General features: G+C 59.4%; 15 protein-coding genes. 9 read left to right on the top strand and 6 right to left on the bottom strand.

Annotated elements, in window-relative coordinates:
- Nucleotides 1–73: 73 nt before the first annotated feature.
- The 5 genes from AC1RKH_RS00315 (at nucleotide 74) to AC1RKH_RS00295 (ending at nucleotide 5539) form a co-directional block, all read left to right on the top strand.
- On the top strand, nucleotides 74–1192 hold the full coding sequence (locus AC1RKH_RS00315) for an ABC transporter ATP-binding protein (protein WP_493060614.1): 1119 nt from the start codon (nucleotides 74–76) through the stop codon (nucleotides 1190–1192).
- A gap of 15 nt (nucleotides 1193–1207) precedes the next feature.
- Nucleotides 1208–2128: an ABC transporter permease gene (locus AC1RKH_RS00310; RefSeq protein ID WP_493060613.1), complete on the top strand. Its 921-nt coding sequence runs from the start codon at nucleotides 1208–1210 to the stop codon at nucleotides 2126–2128.
- The gene (locus tag AC1RKH_RS00305) at nucleotides 2128–2934 is read left to right on the top strand and encodes an ABC transporter permease (RefSeq protein ID WP_123427695.1); all 807 of its coding nucleotides are present in this window, start codon (nucleotides 2128–2130) and stop codon (nucleotides 2932–2934) included. The genes AC1RKH_RS00310 and AC1RKH_RS00305 overlap by 1 nt, the downstream gene beginning before the upstream one ends.
- 27 nt (nucleotides 2935–2961) lie before the next feature.
- Entirely contained in the window at nucleotides 2962–4008 is a 1047-nt protein-coding gene (locus tag AC1RKH_RS00300) for an ABC transporter substrate-binding protein (RefSeq protein WP_123427693.1), read from the top strand.
- A 61-nt stretch (nucleotides 4009–4069) separates the two neighbouring features.
- Nucleotides 4070–5539, top strand: a complete 1470-nt coding sequence (locus tag AC1RKH_RS00295) for an amidase (RefSeq protein ID WP_493060612.1) — start codon at nucleotides 4070–4072, stop codon at nucleotides 5537–5539.
- 34 nt (nucleotides 5540–5573) lie between these two features.
- Here the strand turns inward: AC1RKH_RS00295 and AC1RKH_RS00290 are convergent, their stop codons facing one another.
- Nucleotides 5574–6146, bottom strand: coding sequence for a YceI family protein (locus tag AC1RKH_RS00290; RefSeq protein WP_493060611.1), 573 nt, complete (start codon nucleotides 6144–6146; stop codon nucleotides 5574–5576).
- A gap of 17 nt (nucleotides 6147–6163) precedes the next feature.
- A complete protein-coding gene (locus tag AC1RKH_RS00285) occupies nucleotides 6164–6697 on the bottom strand; it encodes a cytochrome b (RefSeq protein WP_493060610.1) in 534 nt (177 codons plus the stop codon).
- Between the two features lie 200 nt (nucleotides 6698–6897).
- Here AC1RKH_RS00285 and AC1RKH_RS00280 point away from each other — a divergent pair, with 200 nt between their 5' ends.
- Nucleotides 6898–7836, top strand: a complete 939-nt coding sequence (locus AC1RKH_RS00280) for a class I SAM-dependent methyltransferase (RefSeq protein ID WP_493060609.1) — start codon at nucleotides 6898–6900, stop codon at nucleotides 7834–7836.
- 7 nt (nucleotides 7837–7843) lie between these two features.
- Here AC1RKH_RS00280 and AC1RKH_RS00275 read toward each other — a convergent pair whose 3' ends face one another.
- Nucleotides 7844–8932: a polyamine ABC transporter substrate-binding protein gene (locus tag AC1RKH_RS00275; protein ID WP_493060608.1), complete on the bottom strand. Its 1089-nt coding sequence runs from the start codon at nucleotides 8930–8932 to the stop codon at nucleotides 7844–7846.
- Nucleotides 8933–8978: 46 nt separating this feature from the next.
- Nucleotides 8979–10283, bottom strand: coding sequence for an NAD(P)/FAD-dependent oxidoreductase (locus AC1RKH_RS00270; RefSeq protein WP_493060607.1), 1305 nt, complete (start codon nucleotides 10281–10283; stop codon nucleotides 8979–8981).
- A 154-nt stretch (nucleotides 10284–10437) separates the two neighbouring features.
- Here AC1RKH_RS00270 and AC1RKH_RS00265 point away from each other — a divergent pair, with 154 nt between their 5' ends.
- From AC1RKH_RS00265 to AC1RKH_RS00255, 3 genes are all read left to right on the top strand, one after another.
- Complete coding sequence (locus tag AC1RKH_RS00265) at nucleotides 10438–11325, top strand: LysR substrate-binding domain-containing protein (RefSeq protein WP_493060606.1); 888 nt, start codon at nucleotides 10438–10440, stop codon at nucleotides 11323–11325.
- A gap of 249 nt (nucleotides 11326–11574) precedes the next feature.
- A complete protein-coding gene (locus AC1RKH_RS00260) occupies nucleotides 11575–11865 on the top strand; it encodes a type II toxin-antitoxin system RelB/DinJ family antitoxin (protein ID WP_493060605.1) in 291 nt (96 codons plus the stop codon).
- The gene (locus AC1RKH_RS00255; RefSeq protein ID WP_493060604.1) at nucleotides 11831–12145 is read left to right on the top strand and encodes a type II toxin-antitoxin system YafQ family toxin; all 315 of its coding nucleotides are present in this window, start codon (nucleotides 11831–11833) and stop codon (nucleotides 12143–12145) included. The genes AC1RKH_RS00260 and AC1RKH_RS00255 overlap by 35 nt, the downstream gene beginning before the upstream one ends.
- Nucleotides 12146–12159: 14 nt before the next feature.
- Here AC1RKH_RS00255 and AC1RKH_RS00250 read toward each other — a convergent pair whose 3' ends face one another.
- Together AC1RKH_RS00250 and AC1RKH_RS00245 are read right to left on the bottom strand one after the other, a co-directional pair.
- On the bottom strand, nucleotides 12160–12840 hold the full coding sequence (locus tag AC1RKH_RS00250) for a GNAT family N-acetyltransferase (RefSeq protein ID WP_493061350.1): 681 nt from the start codon (nucleotides 12838–12840) through the stop codon (nucleotides 12160–12162).
- Nucleotides 12841–12845: 5 nt separating this feature from the next.
- Nucleotides 12846–13373, bottom strand: coding sequence for a DUF3087 domain-containing protein (locus AC1RKH_RS00245; RefSeq protein WP_123427675.1), 528 nt, complete (start codon nucleotides 13371–13373; stop codon nucleotides 12846–12848).
- Between the last annotated feature and the right edge of the window lie 306 nt (nucleotides 13374–13679).

The raw sequence follows: 13679 nt of genomic DNA, 5'->3' as shown, positions 1-13679 counted from the left end.
TAATATCCATGGCCTGACGGCACGGCTGTCTACAGCATCCCGGCACAGGCGATGGGGGAATCGGAGGTAACGCATGAATGCCCTGCATTCGCTGCAAACGCTGGCTGTGTCAATTCGCGCTGTACGCAAAGTCTACGGTGATCCACAGAGCGGTCCGGTGGCGCTGAAAAGCATCGATCTGGATATCCGCGACAATGAGTTCTTCACCCTCCTCGGCCCTTCGGGCTGCGGTAAAACCACGCTCCTGCGGATGATCGCCGGGTTCGAATTTCCGACCCAGGGCGAGATCCTGCTCTACGGTGAAAACATCGCCGACCGTCCGCCCTACCAGCGTCCGGTCAATACGGTGTTCCAGCATTACGCACTGTTTCCGCACATGACTATCGCCGAGAACCTCGCGTTCGGCCTTGAGTCCCATCCGATGGGCAAGGTCTCGAGCAAGGTGCAGATCGCCGAACGGGTGCGCGAGATGCTGGCCCTGGTGCAGATGGAGCGCTTCGCCACACGGCGCCCGACGCAATTGTCCGGTGGCCAGCAACAGCGAGTCGCCCTGGCTCGGGCCCTGGCGCCGCATCCCAAAGTGCTGCTGCTCGACGAGCCGCTCTCGGCGCTGGACCTCAAACTGCGCCAGGCCATGCGTGAAGAGCTGAAGGCGATTCAGGCGAAGACCGGCATCACCTTTATCTTCGTCACCCACGATCAGGAAGAAGCCCTGACCATGTCCGACCGCATTGCCGTGCTGTCCGAAGGCGAGGTGCAGCAGGTCGGTCGGCCGGAGGATATCTACGAGCGTCCGCGCAATCGCTTTGTTGCGGACTTTATCGGCGAGACCAACTTCATCGAAGGTACGGTCACCCACGTGGAAGCAGGCCTGGCCTGGTTCGCCGGGCCTGCCGGTCACCCGCTCCCCGCGCAACCCTGCAGCGACGTGGCGGTGGGCGCAACAGTGGCGCTCTCGGTGCGTCCCGAGCGCCTGCATCTGTTGCCCGCCGACACAGCCAGTGCCTTGCCGTGCCGGATCGATACGCAAATCTACCTCGGCACCGACCTGCAATATCAGGTCAGCCTGAGCGACGGTTCGCGCCTTACGGTGCGCACGCCCAACAGCGTCGACCAAAGTCTGCGCTTCGCTGTCGGCAGCCAGGCCGGCCTGTTGTTCGACCGTGGTAGCGCCAGTGTCCTGCTGGATTGAGCACGAGGGTTTGTCATGCACGCTTTACCGATATCCAACACCCTGGCGCGGCGAAAAGCCTTCGGCAGTTTTCTCGGGGTCACTCCGGCACTGCTCGCCATCGGCCTGTTTCTGATCGTGCCGATCCTGATCGTCATCGGCTATTCGCTGATGGAGGCCAACCCTTATGGCGGGGTGAACAAAGTCTTCAGTAGCGACGCCTACACCTCATTGCTGTTCGAGCGGCAACTGGATGACAGTCTGGCCTTTGCCGACTCCTATCTGATCATTGCCCTGCGCTCGATTGGCATCGCCGGGCTGACCACCGTGATCACGTTGTTGATCGGCTTTCCGGTCGCCGTCTGGTTGGCCATGCAACCGGCTCACCGGCGTGGGCTGCTGATTTTCCTGATCACCGTGCCGTTCTGGGCCAACCTGCTGATTCGCACCTACGCCTGGATTCTGCTGCTGCGCAACACCGGGGTGATCAATAACAGCCTGATGGGGCTCGGCCTTATCGATCAGCCGTTGCAACTGCTCTATACCGACGGCGCGGTGCTGCTGGGCCTGGTTTACACCTACGCGCCGTTCGTGGTGCTGCCGATCTACGCGACCCTGGAAAAGATGGACATCCGCCTGCTGGAAGCGGCGCAAGACCTCTACGCCGGGCGCTGGCGAACACTGGTCAAAGTCGTGCTGCCGATCGCCAAGCCGGGGATCTTCGCCGGCGCCATCCTCACGTTCGTACCATGCCTGGGGGCAATGATCGCCCCGGAGCTGCTCGGTGGCGGGACCAAAATGATGCTCGGCAACCTGATCTTCCGACAGTTCAGCGATGCGCGGAACTGGCCGTTCGGGGCCGCCCTGTCGCTGGTGCTGATGGCGGCGGTGATGCTGGTGTTGACCGTGTATGCCCTGCGCGCCGAGCGCCAGCGCATCGCCAAGGGAGGTGAGTAATGCTGCGTCTATTCAAGCGAACCGGTCTCAGCGTTCAGGACTTTCCGGGCTTTGGCGGTTTCAGTTTTCTGTTCTACCTGTACCTCTACGCACCGATCGTGGTGCTGGTGGTGTTCTCCTTCAACGCCAACCAATCGGCCACGGTCTGGACTGGTTTGAGCCTCGACTGGTACCGCGCCGCGTTTGCCAATCAGGCCTTGCGCCAGGCGGCCAGCAACAGCCTGCTGATCGCCGTCTGCGCGAGCATGATCGCCACCGCGATTGCCACCCTCGCAGCACTCGGCACCTCGCGCGGCGCGAAGTTCAAAGGCATGCAACTGTCGATGGGCGCAATCATGCTGCCGCTGGTGTTGCCGGAGATCGTGGTCGGCGTCGCCACCCTGGCGCTGTTTTCAACCGTCGGCCTGTCGCTGGGGTACGGCAACCTGATCATCGCCCATACCGTGTTCTGCATCCCCTTCGCCTACCTGCCGATCCGCGCGCGGCTCAATGACATGGACCTGTCGCTGGAGCAAGCCGCGGCCGACCTGTACGCCGGCCCCTGGCGGACCTTTCACAAGGTCACGCTGCCGCTGCTGATGCCGGGAATCGTCTCCGGGTTGATGCTGGCCTTCATCGTCTCGCTGGACAACTTCGTGATTTCGATGATGGTCGCCCAGGCCGGCACCACCACCTTGCCAATCTTCATCTTCGGCCTGTTGCGGATGGGCGTGACACCCGACGTCAACGCCGTTTCAACGCTGATCCTCGGCGTCTCGGTGTTGTTCGTCAGCCTCTCTTATCTGCTGGGCAAAAAGAAAACCTGAACCTTCCAAACACCGTGGGGAAATAGCATGAGCAAGTTGATTGCAAGCATCGGCACCTCGTTGTTACTGACATTGCCACTGACGATGGCCGGCAGCGTTCAGGCCGCAGAAAAACTCAACGTGGTGAGCTGGAGTGGCTACTTCTCGCCAGAGATTCTCGCCAAGTTCCAGAAGCAGACCGGCATTGAAGTCACGGTGGACTCCTACGATTCCAACGAAACCCTGCTGGCCAAGCTCAAACAGGGTGGCGCCGGCTATGACGTGGCGATTCCTTCGCACCAGTTTGTGCCGATCCTGATCAAGGAACAGCTGCTGGAGCGCTTCGACCCGGTCAAGGAACCCTATTACGCCAATGTCGTCGACAACCTGAAAAAGCCTACCTGGGACCCGGAAGGTGCGTATTCGGTGCCCTTCATCTGGGGCACCACCAGCGTGGTGTTGAACACCGAACGCTACAAAGGCCCGACCGACAGCTACAAGGTGCTGTATGAGCCGCCAGCCGAGCTGCAAGGGCGTATCAACATGTTCGACTCGGTCAGCGACGTCGTGGACATGGCCAGCCTGTACCTGAACGTCCCGCTGTGCAGCGAAGATCCGAAACAGATGCAGCAAGTGATGACCCTGCTCAAGGCGCAGAAACCGTTCGTCAAAACCTACAGCTCCAAGGCCGGCTCGATCCGCGAGAACCTGGCCTCAGGTGAAATCGACATGTCGACCTTCTGGGGCGGTTCGTCGATGCGTGCGCGGGAGATGAAACCGAGCCTGAAATACCTCTACCCGAAAGAAGGCGTGCTGGCCTGGGTCGACAACATGGTCATTCCCAAGGGCAGCAAGAATCCGGCGAATGCCAAGGCCTTCATCGCCTTCCTCAGCCAGCCTGAAAACGCCGCAATGACCCAGAACTTCCTCAAGCACCAGAGTCCGATCAAGGGCGTGGAACCGTTCCTCGACGCCAGTCTCAAGGATGCGCCGGAACTGCACATCCCGGCGGGCACCCAGGTGGTCTTCAGCAAGACCTGCGGCGAAGGCGCGATCCGCCTGGCCGACCGCTTGTGGACCAACCTGATGCGTTGATATTTACCGCCCCGCTCGTGCGGCGGGGCGTTTCTCCAGTCGTCTACAAGGCAGCGTCGCAATGACTTCTACTACCATCAGCGAACTGGTCCTGTTGCAGGCCCATGAACTCGCCGACTGCATTCGCCTGCGTCAGGTCTCCTGCCGGGAAGTGATGCAGGCTTACCTGAGCCACATCGAACGCTTCAACCCGCTGGTCAATGCGCTGATCAGCCTGCAAGCGCCGGAAGACCTTCTGGCCCAGGCCGACAAGCGTGACGCCGAACTCGCAAGCGGCCTGTACCGTGGCTGGATGCACGGTCTGCCTCACGCGATCAAGGATCTGTCGCTGACTCGCGGCATTCGTACGACCTTCGGTTCACCGCTGTACCAGGATTTTGTGCCCGACCGCGACGGCATCATGTGCGAGCGGATCAAGGCTGCCGGGGCAATCATTATCGGCAAGACCAACACCCCGGAATTCGGCCTCGGTTCGCAAACCTACAACCCGTTGTTCGGTGCCACCGGTTGTGCCTACGACCCGAGTAAAACCGCCGGCGGCAGCAGTGGCGGTGCCGCCTCGGCGCTGGCCATGCACTTGGTGCCGGTGGCCGACGGTAGCGACATGATGGGCTCGCTGCGCAATCCGGCGGCGTTCAACAATGTCTTCGGTTTTCGCCCGTCCCAGGGCCGGGTGCCCTTCGACGACAGCGCCGACCTGTTCATCGACCAGCTCGGCTACGAAGGCCCGATGGGCCGCAGCGTCCGCGATGCCGCGTTGCTGTTGTCGGTCCAGGCCGGCGCCGATGCCCGGGCGCCCTTGTCCATCGCCGAGTCTGGTGCCGCCTTCGCTGCCCCGCTTGCGCGCGACTTCAGCGGCACGCGTCTGGGCTGGCTCGGTGATTTCAACGGCTATCTGCCGATGGAAAAGGGCATTCTCGAACTTTGTCAAAAAGCCTTCGTCGACTTCGAAGCCGTGGGCTGCAGCATCGAGCCGGCCGCTATCGACTTCGCCCCTGAACAGCTCTGGGACAGCTGGCGCACGTTGCGGCACTGGATGGTCGCCGGCTCCCTCGGCGGCGCCTACGCCAACCCAAGTCAGCGCGCACTGCTAAAGGAGGAAGCGTGCTGGGAAGTGGAAAACGGACTCAAGCTCTCTGCCAGCGACGTGTTCGCCGCCTCGGTGGCCCGCAGTCACTGGTACCGCGCCATCAGCAAACTGTTCGAACGCTTCGACTACCTGCTGTTACCGACCGCCCAGGTCTTCCCGTTCGACAAAAACATCCCGTGGCCAACCCGCATCGAAGGCGTGAACATGGACACCTATCACCGCTGGATGGAAGTGGTGATTCCTGGCACCCTCTCTGGTTGCCCAGTGGCGAACGTGCAAGCGGGGTTCAACCGGAACGGCCTGCCGATGGGGCTACAAATCATCGGCAGGCACCAGGCTGACTTCGCAGTGCTGCAAATGGCCCATGCCTACGAGCAGGCGAGCCGTTGGTTCGAACGCTGCCCTTCACCGCTGTTAGGGTCTGTTGACGCTTGGCGATGACCGCGATGGAGGCCCATCGGGTTGCGCGCCAACGTCATTGCTCGGGGGCGACCACTCGAAACTTGATGTTGATCTCGTTGGAGATAACCCCGTAATCGGCCCATTCGCCCTCACCGATCTTGAAGTCGCCGCGCTTGAGAATGAACTCGCCATCGAAGACGCCGATGGCGCTCTGCGGTTTCAAGGTGATTTGTGCACCGACCTCGCGGGTAATGCCCTTGAGCGTGAGCTTGCCCTTGACCTCGTAGCGGTTGTTACCGAGCGCCGTCACGCTGCTCGATACAAACTTCGCTTGCGGATAAGTTGCCGTGTTGAACCAGGCAGGCTTTTGCAATTCGCTGTTGGCGTCACTGTTACCGGCGTCGATGCTGGCGAGCTGGATGGTCAACCCGGCGTGGGCAGCCGAGGGGTTCGTCGAATCAAAATCGATGGTGGCCTCGAACTTGCCGAACGTGCCGTATACCCTCGCTCCCATCTGGTTATAGGTGAAGCTGATCTGGCTGGCGCTCGCGTTCACTTTTTTGTATTCGACAGCGTCGGCGCAGGTCAGCGTGCTGAGTGCAAGGACGGCAGCCAATGCAGTAGCGCGCGGGAATCGATAGTTCATAAGGTTATCCGGTCAGGCTAGTGTTTTGACGGCAGTATGCGCGTCAGCACGTCGTCGCGATCGATGAAGTGGTGCTTGAGCGCCGCGCCCGTATGGACGATCACCAGCGCCAGCAAGATGAAGTTAAGCACCTCGTGCAGATCCTTGAGACGGTCGCCCAGCGCGGCGTCCTTGGGCAGCAAATCCGGCAGCGGCAAGACACCGAACCATGACGTCTGAAAGCCCAGTGCCGAACTCATCAGCCAGCCGCTGAGCGGAATAGCAAGCATCAGTGCGTACATCAACCCATGCGAGACATGGGACGCGAATCGCGACAGGGCCGATACCGTCGACGGCAAGGGCGGTGCGGGATGCGCCAGGCGCCAGCCGAGTCGCAGCAGCACCAGGAAAAACAGGGTCACCCCGGCCCACTTGTGCCATGAGTACAGCTTCAGCTTGGTCGGCGAAAGCGCAAGTTCTGGCATGTAGAAACCCAGTGCAAAGGTACCGATCAGCCCAAGCGCCACCAGCCAGTGCAGGTAAATCGCCGTGCGGGTGTAACGATCATTCATGAGCGCTCCGTGTCGACCTGCGACGTGACCGGGTGAAAACCTCGCTGCCTGACAGCCGGTACATTGTTGATCTGGACCTGAGCTTGTGCAAATGCTTTGACGGCGGCTTGCTGGTAATCAATCGCCCTTTTGCACTGCAAAGCCTCTCTCGCTGTAATTGTGGTTAAAATGCCGCCCCTTCAAATTGCCGGCCCTGCCCGATGAACCCTGACGCACTCGCTACCCTCCGCCACCATTTATTGACGGCTCTGGCAGCTGTACCCGACGAAACCCGTCGCCTGTTCCATGGTCGGGGCCGATGCTGGCCGGGGCTGGAACAACTGACCGTCGACTGGTTGCAGGGCGTGGTGCTGGTCTCGCTGTTCAAGGAGCCAGACGCGGAGCAGTTGGAGGCATTGAAGCAGTTGCTGATGGCTATCACGCAGTCGCCTGAGTGGGAGAAATCCGCCGCTCATACGTTGCTGCTGCAACACCGTTACCTGCCGCAAAGCACCACCGAATGGCTGCTGGGGAAAACGATCGAAGAATTGACGATTACCGAGGGCGGCCTGCGTTATCGCGTGGACCTGGGCCAGAAACAGAACAACGGCCTGTTTCTCGACATGCGCTACGGCCGCAATTGGGTGCGGGACAATGCCCATGGCAAGCGCGTCTTGAACCTGTTCGCCTACACCTGCGGGTTTTCGGTGGCCGCCATCGAGGGTGGCGCAGAGCATGTGGTCAACCTCGACATGTCCCGCGCGGCCCTGAGCCGTGGCCGCGACAATCATCGGCTGAACGGACATGACCTGAGCAAAGTGAGCTTTCTCGGCCATGACCTGTTCAAGTCCTGGGGCAAGGTGATCAACGGCGGGCCTTACGATCTGGTGATCATCGACCCGCCTTCGTTTCAGAAAGGCAGCTTTCTGCTGACCAAGGACTACCAGCGCGTGTTACGCCGCCTGCCGGAACTGCTCAGCAGCCATGGCGTGGTACTGGCCTGCATGAACGATCCGGCCTTTGGCTCGGACTTCCTGATCGACGGCGTCACCCGCGAAGCCCCGAGCCTGCGCTTCGAACAGCGCCTGGAAAACCCACCGGAATTTCCCGATGTCGACGCAGAAAGCGGTTTGAAGGCGTTGGTGTTCAAGGCTGATTAAACTTGACTCAGAGCCCGCTGATGACTTTTGTCCATAAGCGGGTGACCTGGCGCATGACCTTGGGTTGCATGGCCTTCAAGGGGAACAAGGTACTCATGGTTTCCGCTGACGGATAGATCGCCGGATCGTTGCGCAAGCCGGGTTCAATCAATGGCGTTGCCGCACTGTTGCCGTTCGGATAGTGAATCGCATTGCTGATGTCGGCGATGACGTTGGGCTCCATCAGGTAATTCATGTAGGCATAGCCGTTATCCTGATTCGGTGCGTTCTTCGGCATGACCACCATGTCGACGGCCAGGGTCGAGCCTTCCTTCGGAATCGTGTACCCCAGCTCGATGCCGTTCTTCGCCTCATGCGCGGTGGAGGTCGCCTGCGCGATGTCGCCACTGAAACCGATAGCCACGCAAATGTTGCCGTTGGCCAGGTCACTGACGTACTTGGACTGATGGAAATACTGAATGTACGGTTTGATCTTCAGCAGCGCTGATTCAGCTTTCAGGTAATCCGCCGGGTCCTCGCTGTCGTGCTTCAAACCCAGGTAGTTGAGGGTGATCGGCAACATCTGCGTCGAGTTATCGAGGAACGCTACGCCGCATTGGCTGAGCTTCTCGATGTTTTTCGGATCGAACAGCAGGCTCCAGCTTTTGGTGACATCGGTGTTGCCGAAGATCGCCTTGATTTTCTCGACGTTGTAGCCGATCCCGACCGTAACCCACATGTAGGGAAACGCGTATTGGTTGCCGGGATCGTTGACCTCGAGGGTTTTCATCAATTGCGGATCGAGGTTCTTCCAGTTCGGTAACTTGCTCTTGTCCAGTTTCTGCAGTGCGCCTGCCTTGATCAGTTGAGCCAGAAAGTGGTTCGAGGGGCTGACCACGTCGTAACCGCTGCTACCGGTGATCAACTTGGCTTCCAGCATCTCGTTGCTGTCGATCAAGTCGTAGGTCGTCTGGATGCCCGTCTGCTTGGTGAAGTTACTCAAGGTGTCGTTGGCGATGTAGCTGCTCCAGTTGGAGATACGCACGGTATCTGCCGCAGCCGCCATTGCGCTTGAAGCCGCGCAGAATGCAAGGACGAAGTTTTTCAGCGTGTTCATTATTGTTATTCCTGGTGATAAAACGACGTTAACAAAGCCTTACGGGTCAGGATTCCGATTGAGCGCGACAGGCCTCGTACCGCAGGCGCACCGAGGCACCGATATCGAAAAAGGGGGTTGGCGGCAGCCAGCCCGGATCGGCCTGACTGAGCACGCTGCTGAGCAATGGCGATTCACTGCCGCAGGCCATCTCCGCCAGCAGACGCCCCCACAATGTGCCGCGTGCAACGCCAGAGCCGTTGCAGCCGGCCACGGTGTAAATGCCCCGCTCGACTCTGGCAAAGCGCGGCTCACCAGAGCGCGTTGCGCTCAGATGCCCGGTCCAGGTGAATTGAAGATGCTGTTCAGTCATCCATGGAAATCGACGTTGCAAGCCACGCAAGTGGGTTAACCGACGAGCACTGAGCGATGCACCGGCCAGGTCGCGATAGCGGTACTCCACGGTGTTGCGAATCAGCAGCCTGCGATCGGCGGTCAGTCGCAACGTCGCGCCGGCCGGTCGGGTCGACAGCACGCCCCACTGCGCCGGGCGACCCATTTGAGCGTACTCGTCGTCAGTCAGCGGGCGGCTCAGTGATGCGCTGAGTTCAAGGGGGAACACTGCCCGGTCAGTCAAGCCGACACGAGGCAAAAACGGACCGACGCAAATCAGTACCTGCGGGGCTTCAACACTGCCTTGGGTCGATGAAGCGCGGACATTGCCATTGGCCAAACGCTCCAGCCCGGTGATGTCGGTGTACTCGTACACAGAGACATTATCGGCCAGGGTGTCACGCAAGCCCTTGGCATATTTCGCCGGCTGCAGCAGGGCGTTACCACCACGGCACCAAATCCCCGCACGGTAAAAATCCGTTCCCAGGCAGCGACTCAAGTCTTGCCCCTGTAGAAACTGCGCATCGGCCCCCACTTCACGCAAGGTCTGCACTTTCAGCGCCGCGTCTTCGAGCTTGTCCGGATCGTGTACCGCGAAGAAATAACCCTGGTCATGCAGGTCACACTCAATACCCAGGCGGCTCACACGCTGGCGCACTTCTTCGTTGGCCGCGCGACTGATCTGCGTACTGTGCTGGTAATAGGCATTGTCCGGCCGACCGAGCAGTTCGTCACCGGCAGGATTTTCATGGGCGACCACGAACCCGGAGTTTCTCGCCGACGCCCCCTGTGCGGCACGTTGACGATCGACCATGACGATCCGCGCTTGAGGATGCAGTGCAGCCAGGGTGTGCGCGGCCGACAGCCCGGTGAATCCGCCGCCAATGATCAGCCAGTCGGCTTTCTGCGAACCCTGCAAGCAGGGTTGTACCGCAGACTCTCCCGCCTGGACGATCCAGCCACAGCTATTTTCAGTCATCTACCCACCTCACACCGCACAGATCTGTTGAAGGCTGCCGTCATGAACAATTAGCATGGTTAAATGCGTTCAATCCGGCTGTCATGACCAGAATCTAGGGTGATCTCGATGCGCAATCCAACGCTATTAATGCATTCATCCATTCGGTTTTCGCATGGATAAAGTCTTTCGCGTGCCCTCATTGCAGGCCCTTCAAGCATTTGCCGAAGTGGCCGAGTCCTGCAACTTCACCACAGCCGCGACAAAGCTGTGCCTGACCCAGAGCGCGGTCAGTCGAAAGATCCAGCAATTGGAGAGTCACTACGGCGTGCCGCTGCTGGTTCGCAGCAGTCGAAGCGTCACGCTGACGGCCGAGGGCAAGGAAGTCCTGGAAACCGCGCTCCGGATGCTCGACGAATTACAGGCCCTGGAAAAACGCCTGGCGCCCAGGGACACGCCCTTTCGCATCCGCATTCACGTGTCGCTCGCCGTGCGCTGGTTGCTGCCACGGCTGACCGACTTCTATGCACGCAACCCCGATCTATCGCTGTCGATAGAAACCGTGGCAACCGAACGGGTCGACCCTTCAGGCGATTGCGATGCCTGCATCCTCTACTTGCTGCAACCGCCGGCCGATCAGGCGTACCACGTGCTGTTCGAAGAGTTCCTGGTCCCGGTCTGCGCGCCTGTGTCAGTCAATGGAAAACCACCACCGGCCTCAGTCAACGAGCTCAACAAGTACCCGTTGATCCATGGTTCAACGGGTCAACAGGAGTGGGCAGCCTGGCTGAAAGCCTATGACGGGGGGCTGTCCAAAGACTGCAAACACATCACCTTCAACCTGGACGAACTGGCACTCGATGCCGCCGCACGCGGCCTGGGCATCGCCATGACCGACCGCACGCTCGCGCAAGAATTGATCAACCGCGGCGACCTGATCATTCCATTCGGCCCCGCCTTGAAAACCTCGGGCGCCTACACCTTGTGGCTACAACCCACCAGCGCCCTGCACCCGGCCCGACAAGCCGTATTGGAATGGTTTGCTCAGCAGTCGGTGTCCTGACGGAGCTCAGCGCCATCAGCAACTTCCTGCATTGGACTCGGACGGTTCTCAAACGCAAAGCGGACCCGGCTGATATTCATCGTGTGCTTAAACGAGTGAAATGCTGGGTAAGAACCCCTGTCGATGTTCGGGCTACGTCATAGGCTTTGAAACCGCTCATCAAGGTGACGTTGACCGAAAGTACCAGGCTCAACCACAATGCTGGAGGTAGCGCCAATGTAGCTACAAATTAACGATGAGGTCATTACCATGGGTGCATTGCTGAAAACCACTGACGTGCGCTGCCGCATTGATGAGGATCTGAAGATACGCGCCACTGAAGTCTTGAACGCCTGCGGGCTAAGCATCAGTGATGCCATGCGTCTTTTTCTTCGTCAGGTCGTTGCGACTCAGGGGCTCCCGTTTGAGGTACGCGTCCCTTCGGAAAAAACTGCCCGCGCCATGATGGAAGCACGAGGTATTCGCCAACAGTTCGACTCGATAGACGACATGCTGAGGGACACTGATGGCGAAACCGGAGAAAAAGCCAAAGCGCGCTGAACTGCCAAAACAGTGTGCTCAAACGTCGGAATTCAAGAAGTCCTGGGAACGTTACAAGCGGGCCGGACGCCGCGATATGAATGAAATTCGTCAGGTGATGGTCATGTTATTTCTGGGAGAGCAACTGCCGGCCGAGTACTTGGATCATGCTTTGACGGGTGATTGGAGTGGTTTTCGGGAGTGTCATATCGGTGGTGACTTCTTGATGATCTACGAGCACTCACGTTCCGACTTGATTACATTTGTTGATCTCGGAAGTCATTCTGAACTATTCAAGTAGGGTTGCACTGCCGCCTACCCAAGACGCTCGCGCACAAAAGCCTTGGCTTTGGCCGTCATCTGATCCAGGTGCCGGTCACGCTGTTTTTCGGCATCGAGCATCGCCCGCTTTCCGTGTCTTTGCAGAAGATAGGTATGGATCTGCCGCACTTCTGTCGAGCTGTAGATAGGCGCTGTATCCAGCACGCCCATCAAGCCGCTCGTGTTGTGGTCACGGGTATTCATCAGCACCTGTGGACCGCGCGCACCCAGCACTTGAAACCCCATCGATTCGAACCAGGCAACCTTGCCCACGGCGCACGTCAGTTCGGCATGCGGGTAGCGGCTGACCATTTCTTGCATCATCGCGCGGGCAACGCCCCGGCGCCGATGACTGGCTTGCACCGCCATATAGGCCACGCCGCACGCCTCGGGATCGTCCTTGACCGGCAGATACAGCAAAAAGCCGATGACCTTCGAAGGGTCCTCTTCGTCCATCGCGACGATCAATTCGACGGCAATCCCTTTCGACCCGCCGAGCGCTTGCAGATAGAGATGAACCTCGTAGCCAATCGCATATTGATACACGTTGAACAGCAGGTTGCTCGGCGCAATCGCCACCGTGCTGATATCGGTCAAATAGTCGACGACCATCTGCAGAATCTGGTCATTGATGTGCTCGGAGCACGGGGTTTCAAAGTGGGTAATGGTGAACATCGAACTCATGCCTCCTTCGCCTTCACTGCCGCCAGCCACTCAGGGTTCAACTGATTCTGCTCAGTGTCGATACCCAGCGCTTCCATGCTTGTCTTGTGCTGATCGATCTCGCGAGTCATTTGGCTGAGGCTGCTGGTATTGCCGTCGAGTTGGTGCATCTGCGTCAGCCCCAGGTGATAAAAGCGCAGCAACTTCATGGCGCTCGGGTTGCCGGCCTGCACCGCATCGGTGACGCGATGCATGACGTTGGTGACGCTCATCAGGCTACGCTTGAGTTGCCAACCGTAAACCGCCGCCGCCATCCACGGTTGGGACCAGCCTTTGATTTTCATCAGCGCCGCACTGACGATGACGGCGGCAATCACGCCGCCCAGGTTGAAGCGAAAGTTATCGCCCCCGGGTTCGCCGAACAACATCACCGCCAGGCCGGACAGCGTCATCGCCAGCAGGATGAACGTCACGGCGATGATCACGGTGCTGCGGCGCGTCTGCTGTCGATAGGTTTCGGGGTTCCACGGTTTGATCTCGAACATCACGGCAGGGCTCTTTTGCTAAGTTGAATACAGAATTGCGCGGCATTATCGCCCGTAGCGCCCGATACAGACACGCTTAATCAACAGAAACACAAACCAAGCCATAACGCGATCCGTAGCAGCTGGCGCAGCCTGCGTTCGGCTGCGTAGCAGCCGTAAAACCTGCGAATACGGTCTTCCTGAAGCACCGCGCCGTCTGATCCCACGACTGCTGCGCAGCCGAACGCAGGCTGCGCCAGCTGCTACGGAAAGAGTGCATCGCCGCAGAATTCTCTTAACGGGATAAAGGCGACAGATCTATTCAGG

The organism is Pseudomonas sp. GW822-FHT06B12 (assembly GCF_058799675.1).
Note: the sequence above shows the minus strand (reverse complement) of the source record. Positions and strands in the feature narration are given on the sequence as shown.

Coding starts and splice junctions, on each gene's coding strand:
- AC1RKH_RS00245 (WP_123427675.1), bottom strand. CDS start 13,373: ATGTTCGAGATCAAACCGTGGAACCCCGAAACCTATCGACAGCAGACG.
- AC1RKH_RS00265 (WP_493060606.1), top strand. CDS start 10,438: ATGGATAAAGTCTTTCGCGTGCCCTCATTGCAGGCCCTTCAAGCATTT.
- AC1RKH_RS00285 (WP_493060610.1), bottom strand. CDS start 6,697: ATGAATGATCGTTACACCCGCACGGCGATTTACCTGCACTGGCTGGTG.
- AC1RKH_RS00295 (WP_493060612.1), top strand. CDS start 4,070: ATGACTTCTACTACCATCAGCGAACTGGTCCTGTTGCAGGCCCATGAA.
- AC1RKH_RS00250 (WP_493061350.1), bottom strand. CDS start 12,840: ATGTTCACCATTACCCACTTTGAAACCCCGTGCTCCGAGCACATCAAT.
- AC1RKH_RS00275 (WP_493060608.1), bottom strand. CDS start 8,932: ATGAACACGCTGAAAAACTTCGTCCTTGCATTCTGCGCGGCTTCAAGC.
- AC1RKH_RS00280 (WP_493060609.1), top strand. CDS start 6,898: ATGAACCCTGACGCACTCGCTACCCTCCGCCACCATTTATTGACGGCT.
- AC1RKH_RS00270 (WP_493060607.1), bottom strand. CDS start 10,283: ATGACTGAAAATAGCTGTGGCTGGATCGTCCAGGCGGGAGAGTCTGCG.
- AC1RKH_RS00300 (WP_123427693.1), top strand. CDS start 2,962: ATGAGCAAGTTGATTGCAAGCATCGGCACCTCGTTGTTACTGACATTG.
- AC1RKH_RS00255 (WP_493060604.1), top strand. CDS start 11,831: ATGGCGAAACCGGAGAAAAAGCCAAAGCGCGCTGAACTGCCAAAACAG.
- AC1RKH_RS00305 (WP_123427695.1), top strand. CDS start 2,128: ATGCTGCGTCTATTCAAGCGAACCGGTCTCAGCGTTCAGGACTTTCCG.
- AC1RKH_RS00315 (WP_493060614.1), top strand. CDS start 74: ATGAATGCCCTGCATTCGCTGCAAACGCTGGCTGTGTCAATTCGCGCT.
- AC1RKH_RS00260 (WP_493060605.1), top strand. CDS start 11,575: ATGGGTGCATTGCTGAAAACCACTGACGTGCGCTGCCGCATTGATGAG.
- AC1RKH_RS00310 (WP_493060613.1), top strand. CDS start 1,208: ATGCACGCTTTACCGATATCCAACACCCTGGCGCGGCGAAAAGCCTTC.
- AC1RKH_RS00290 (WP_493060611.1), bottom strand. CDS start 6,146: ATGAACTATCGATTCCCGCGCGCTACTGCATTGGCTGCCGTCCTTGCA.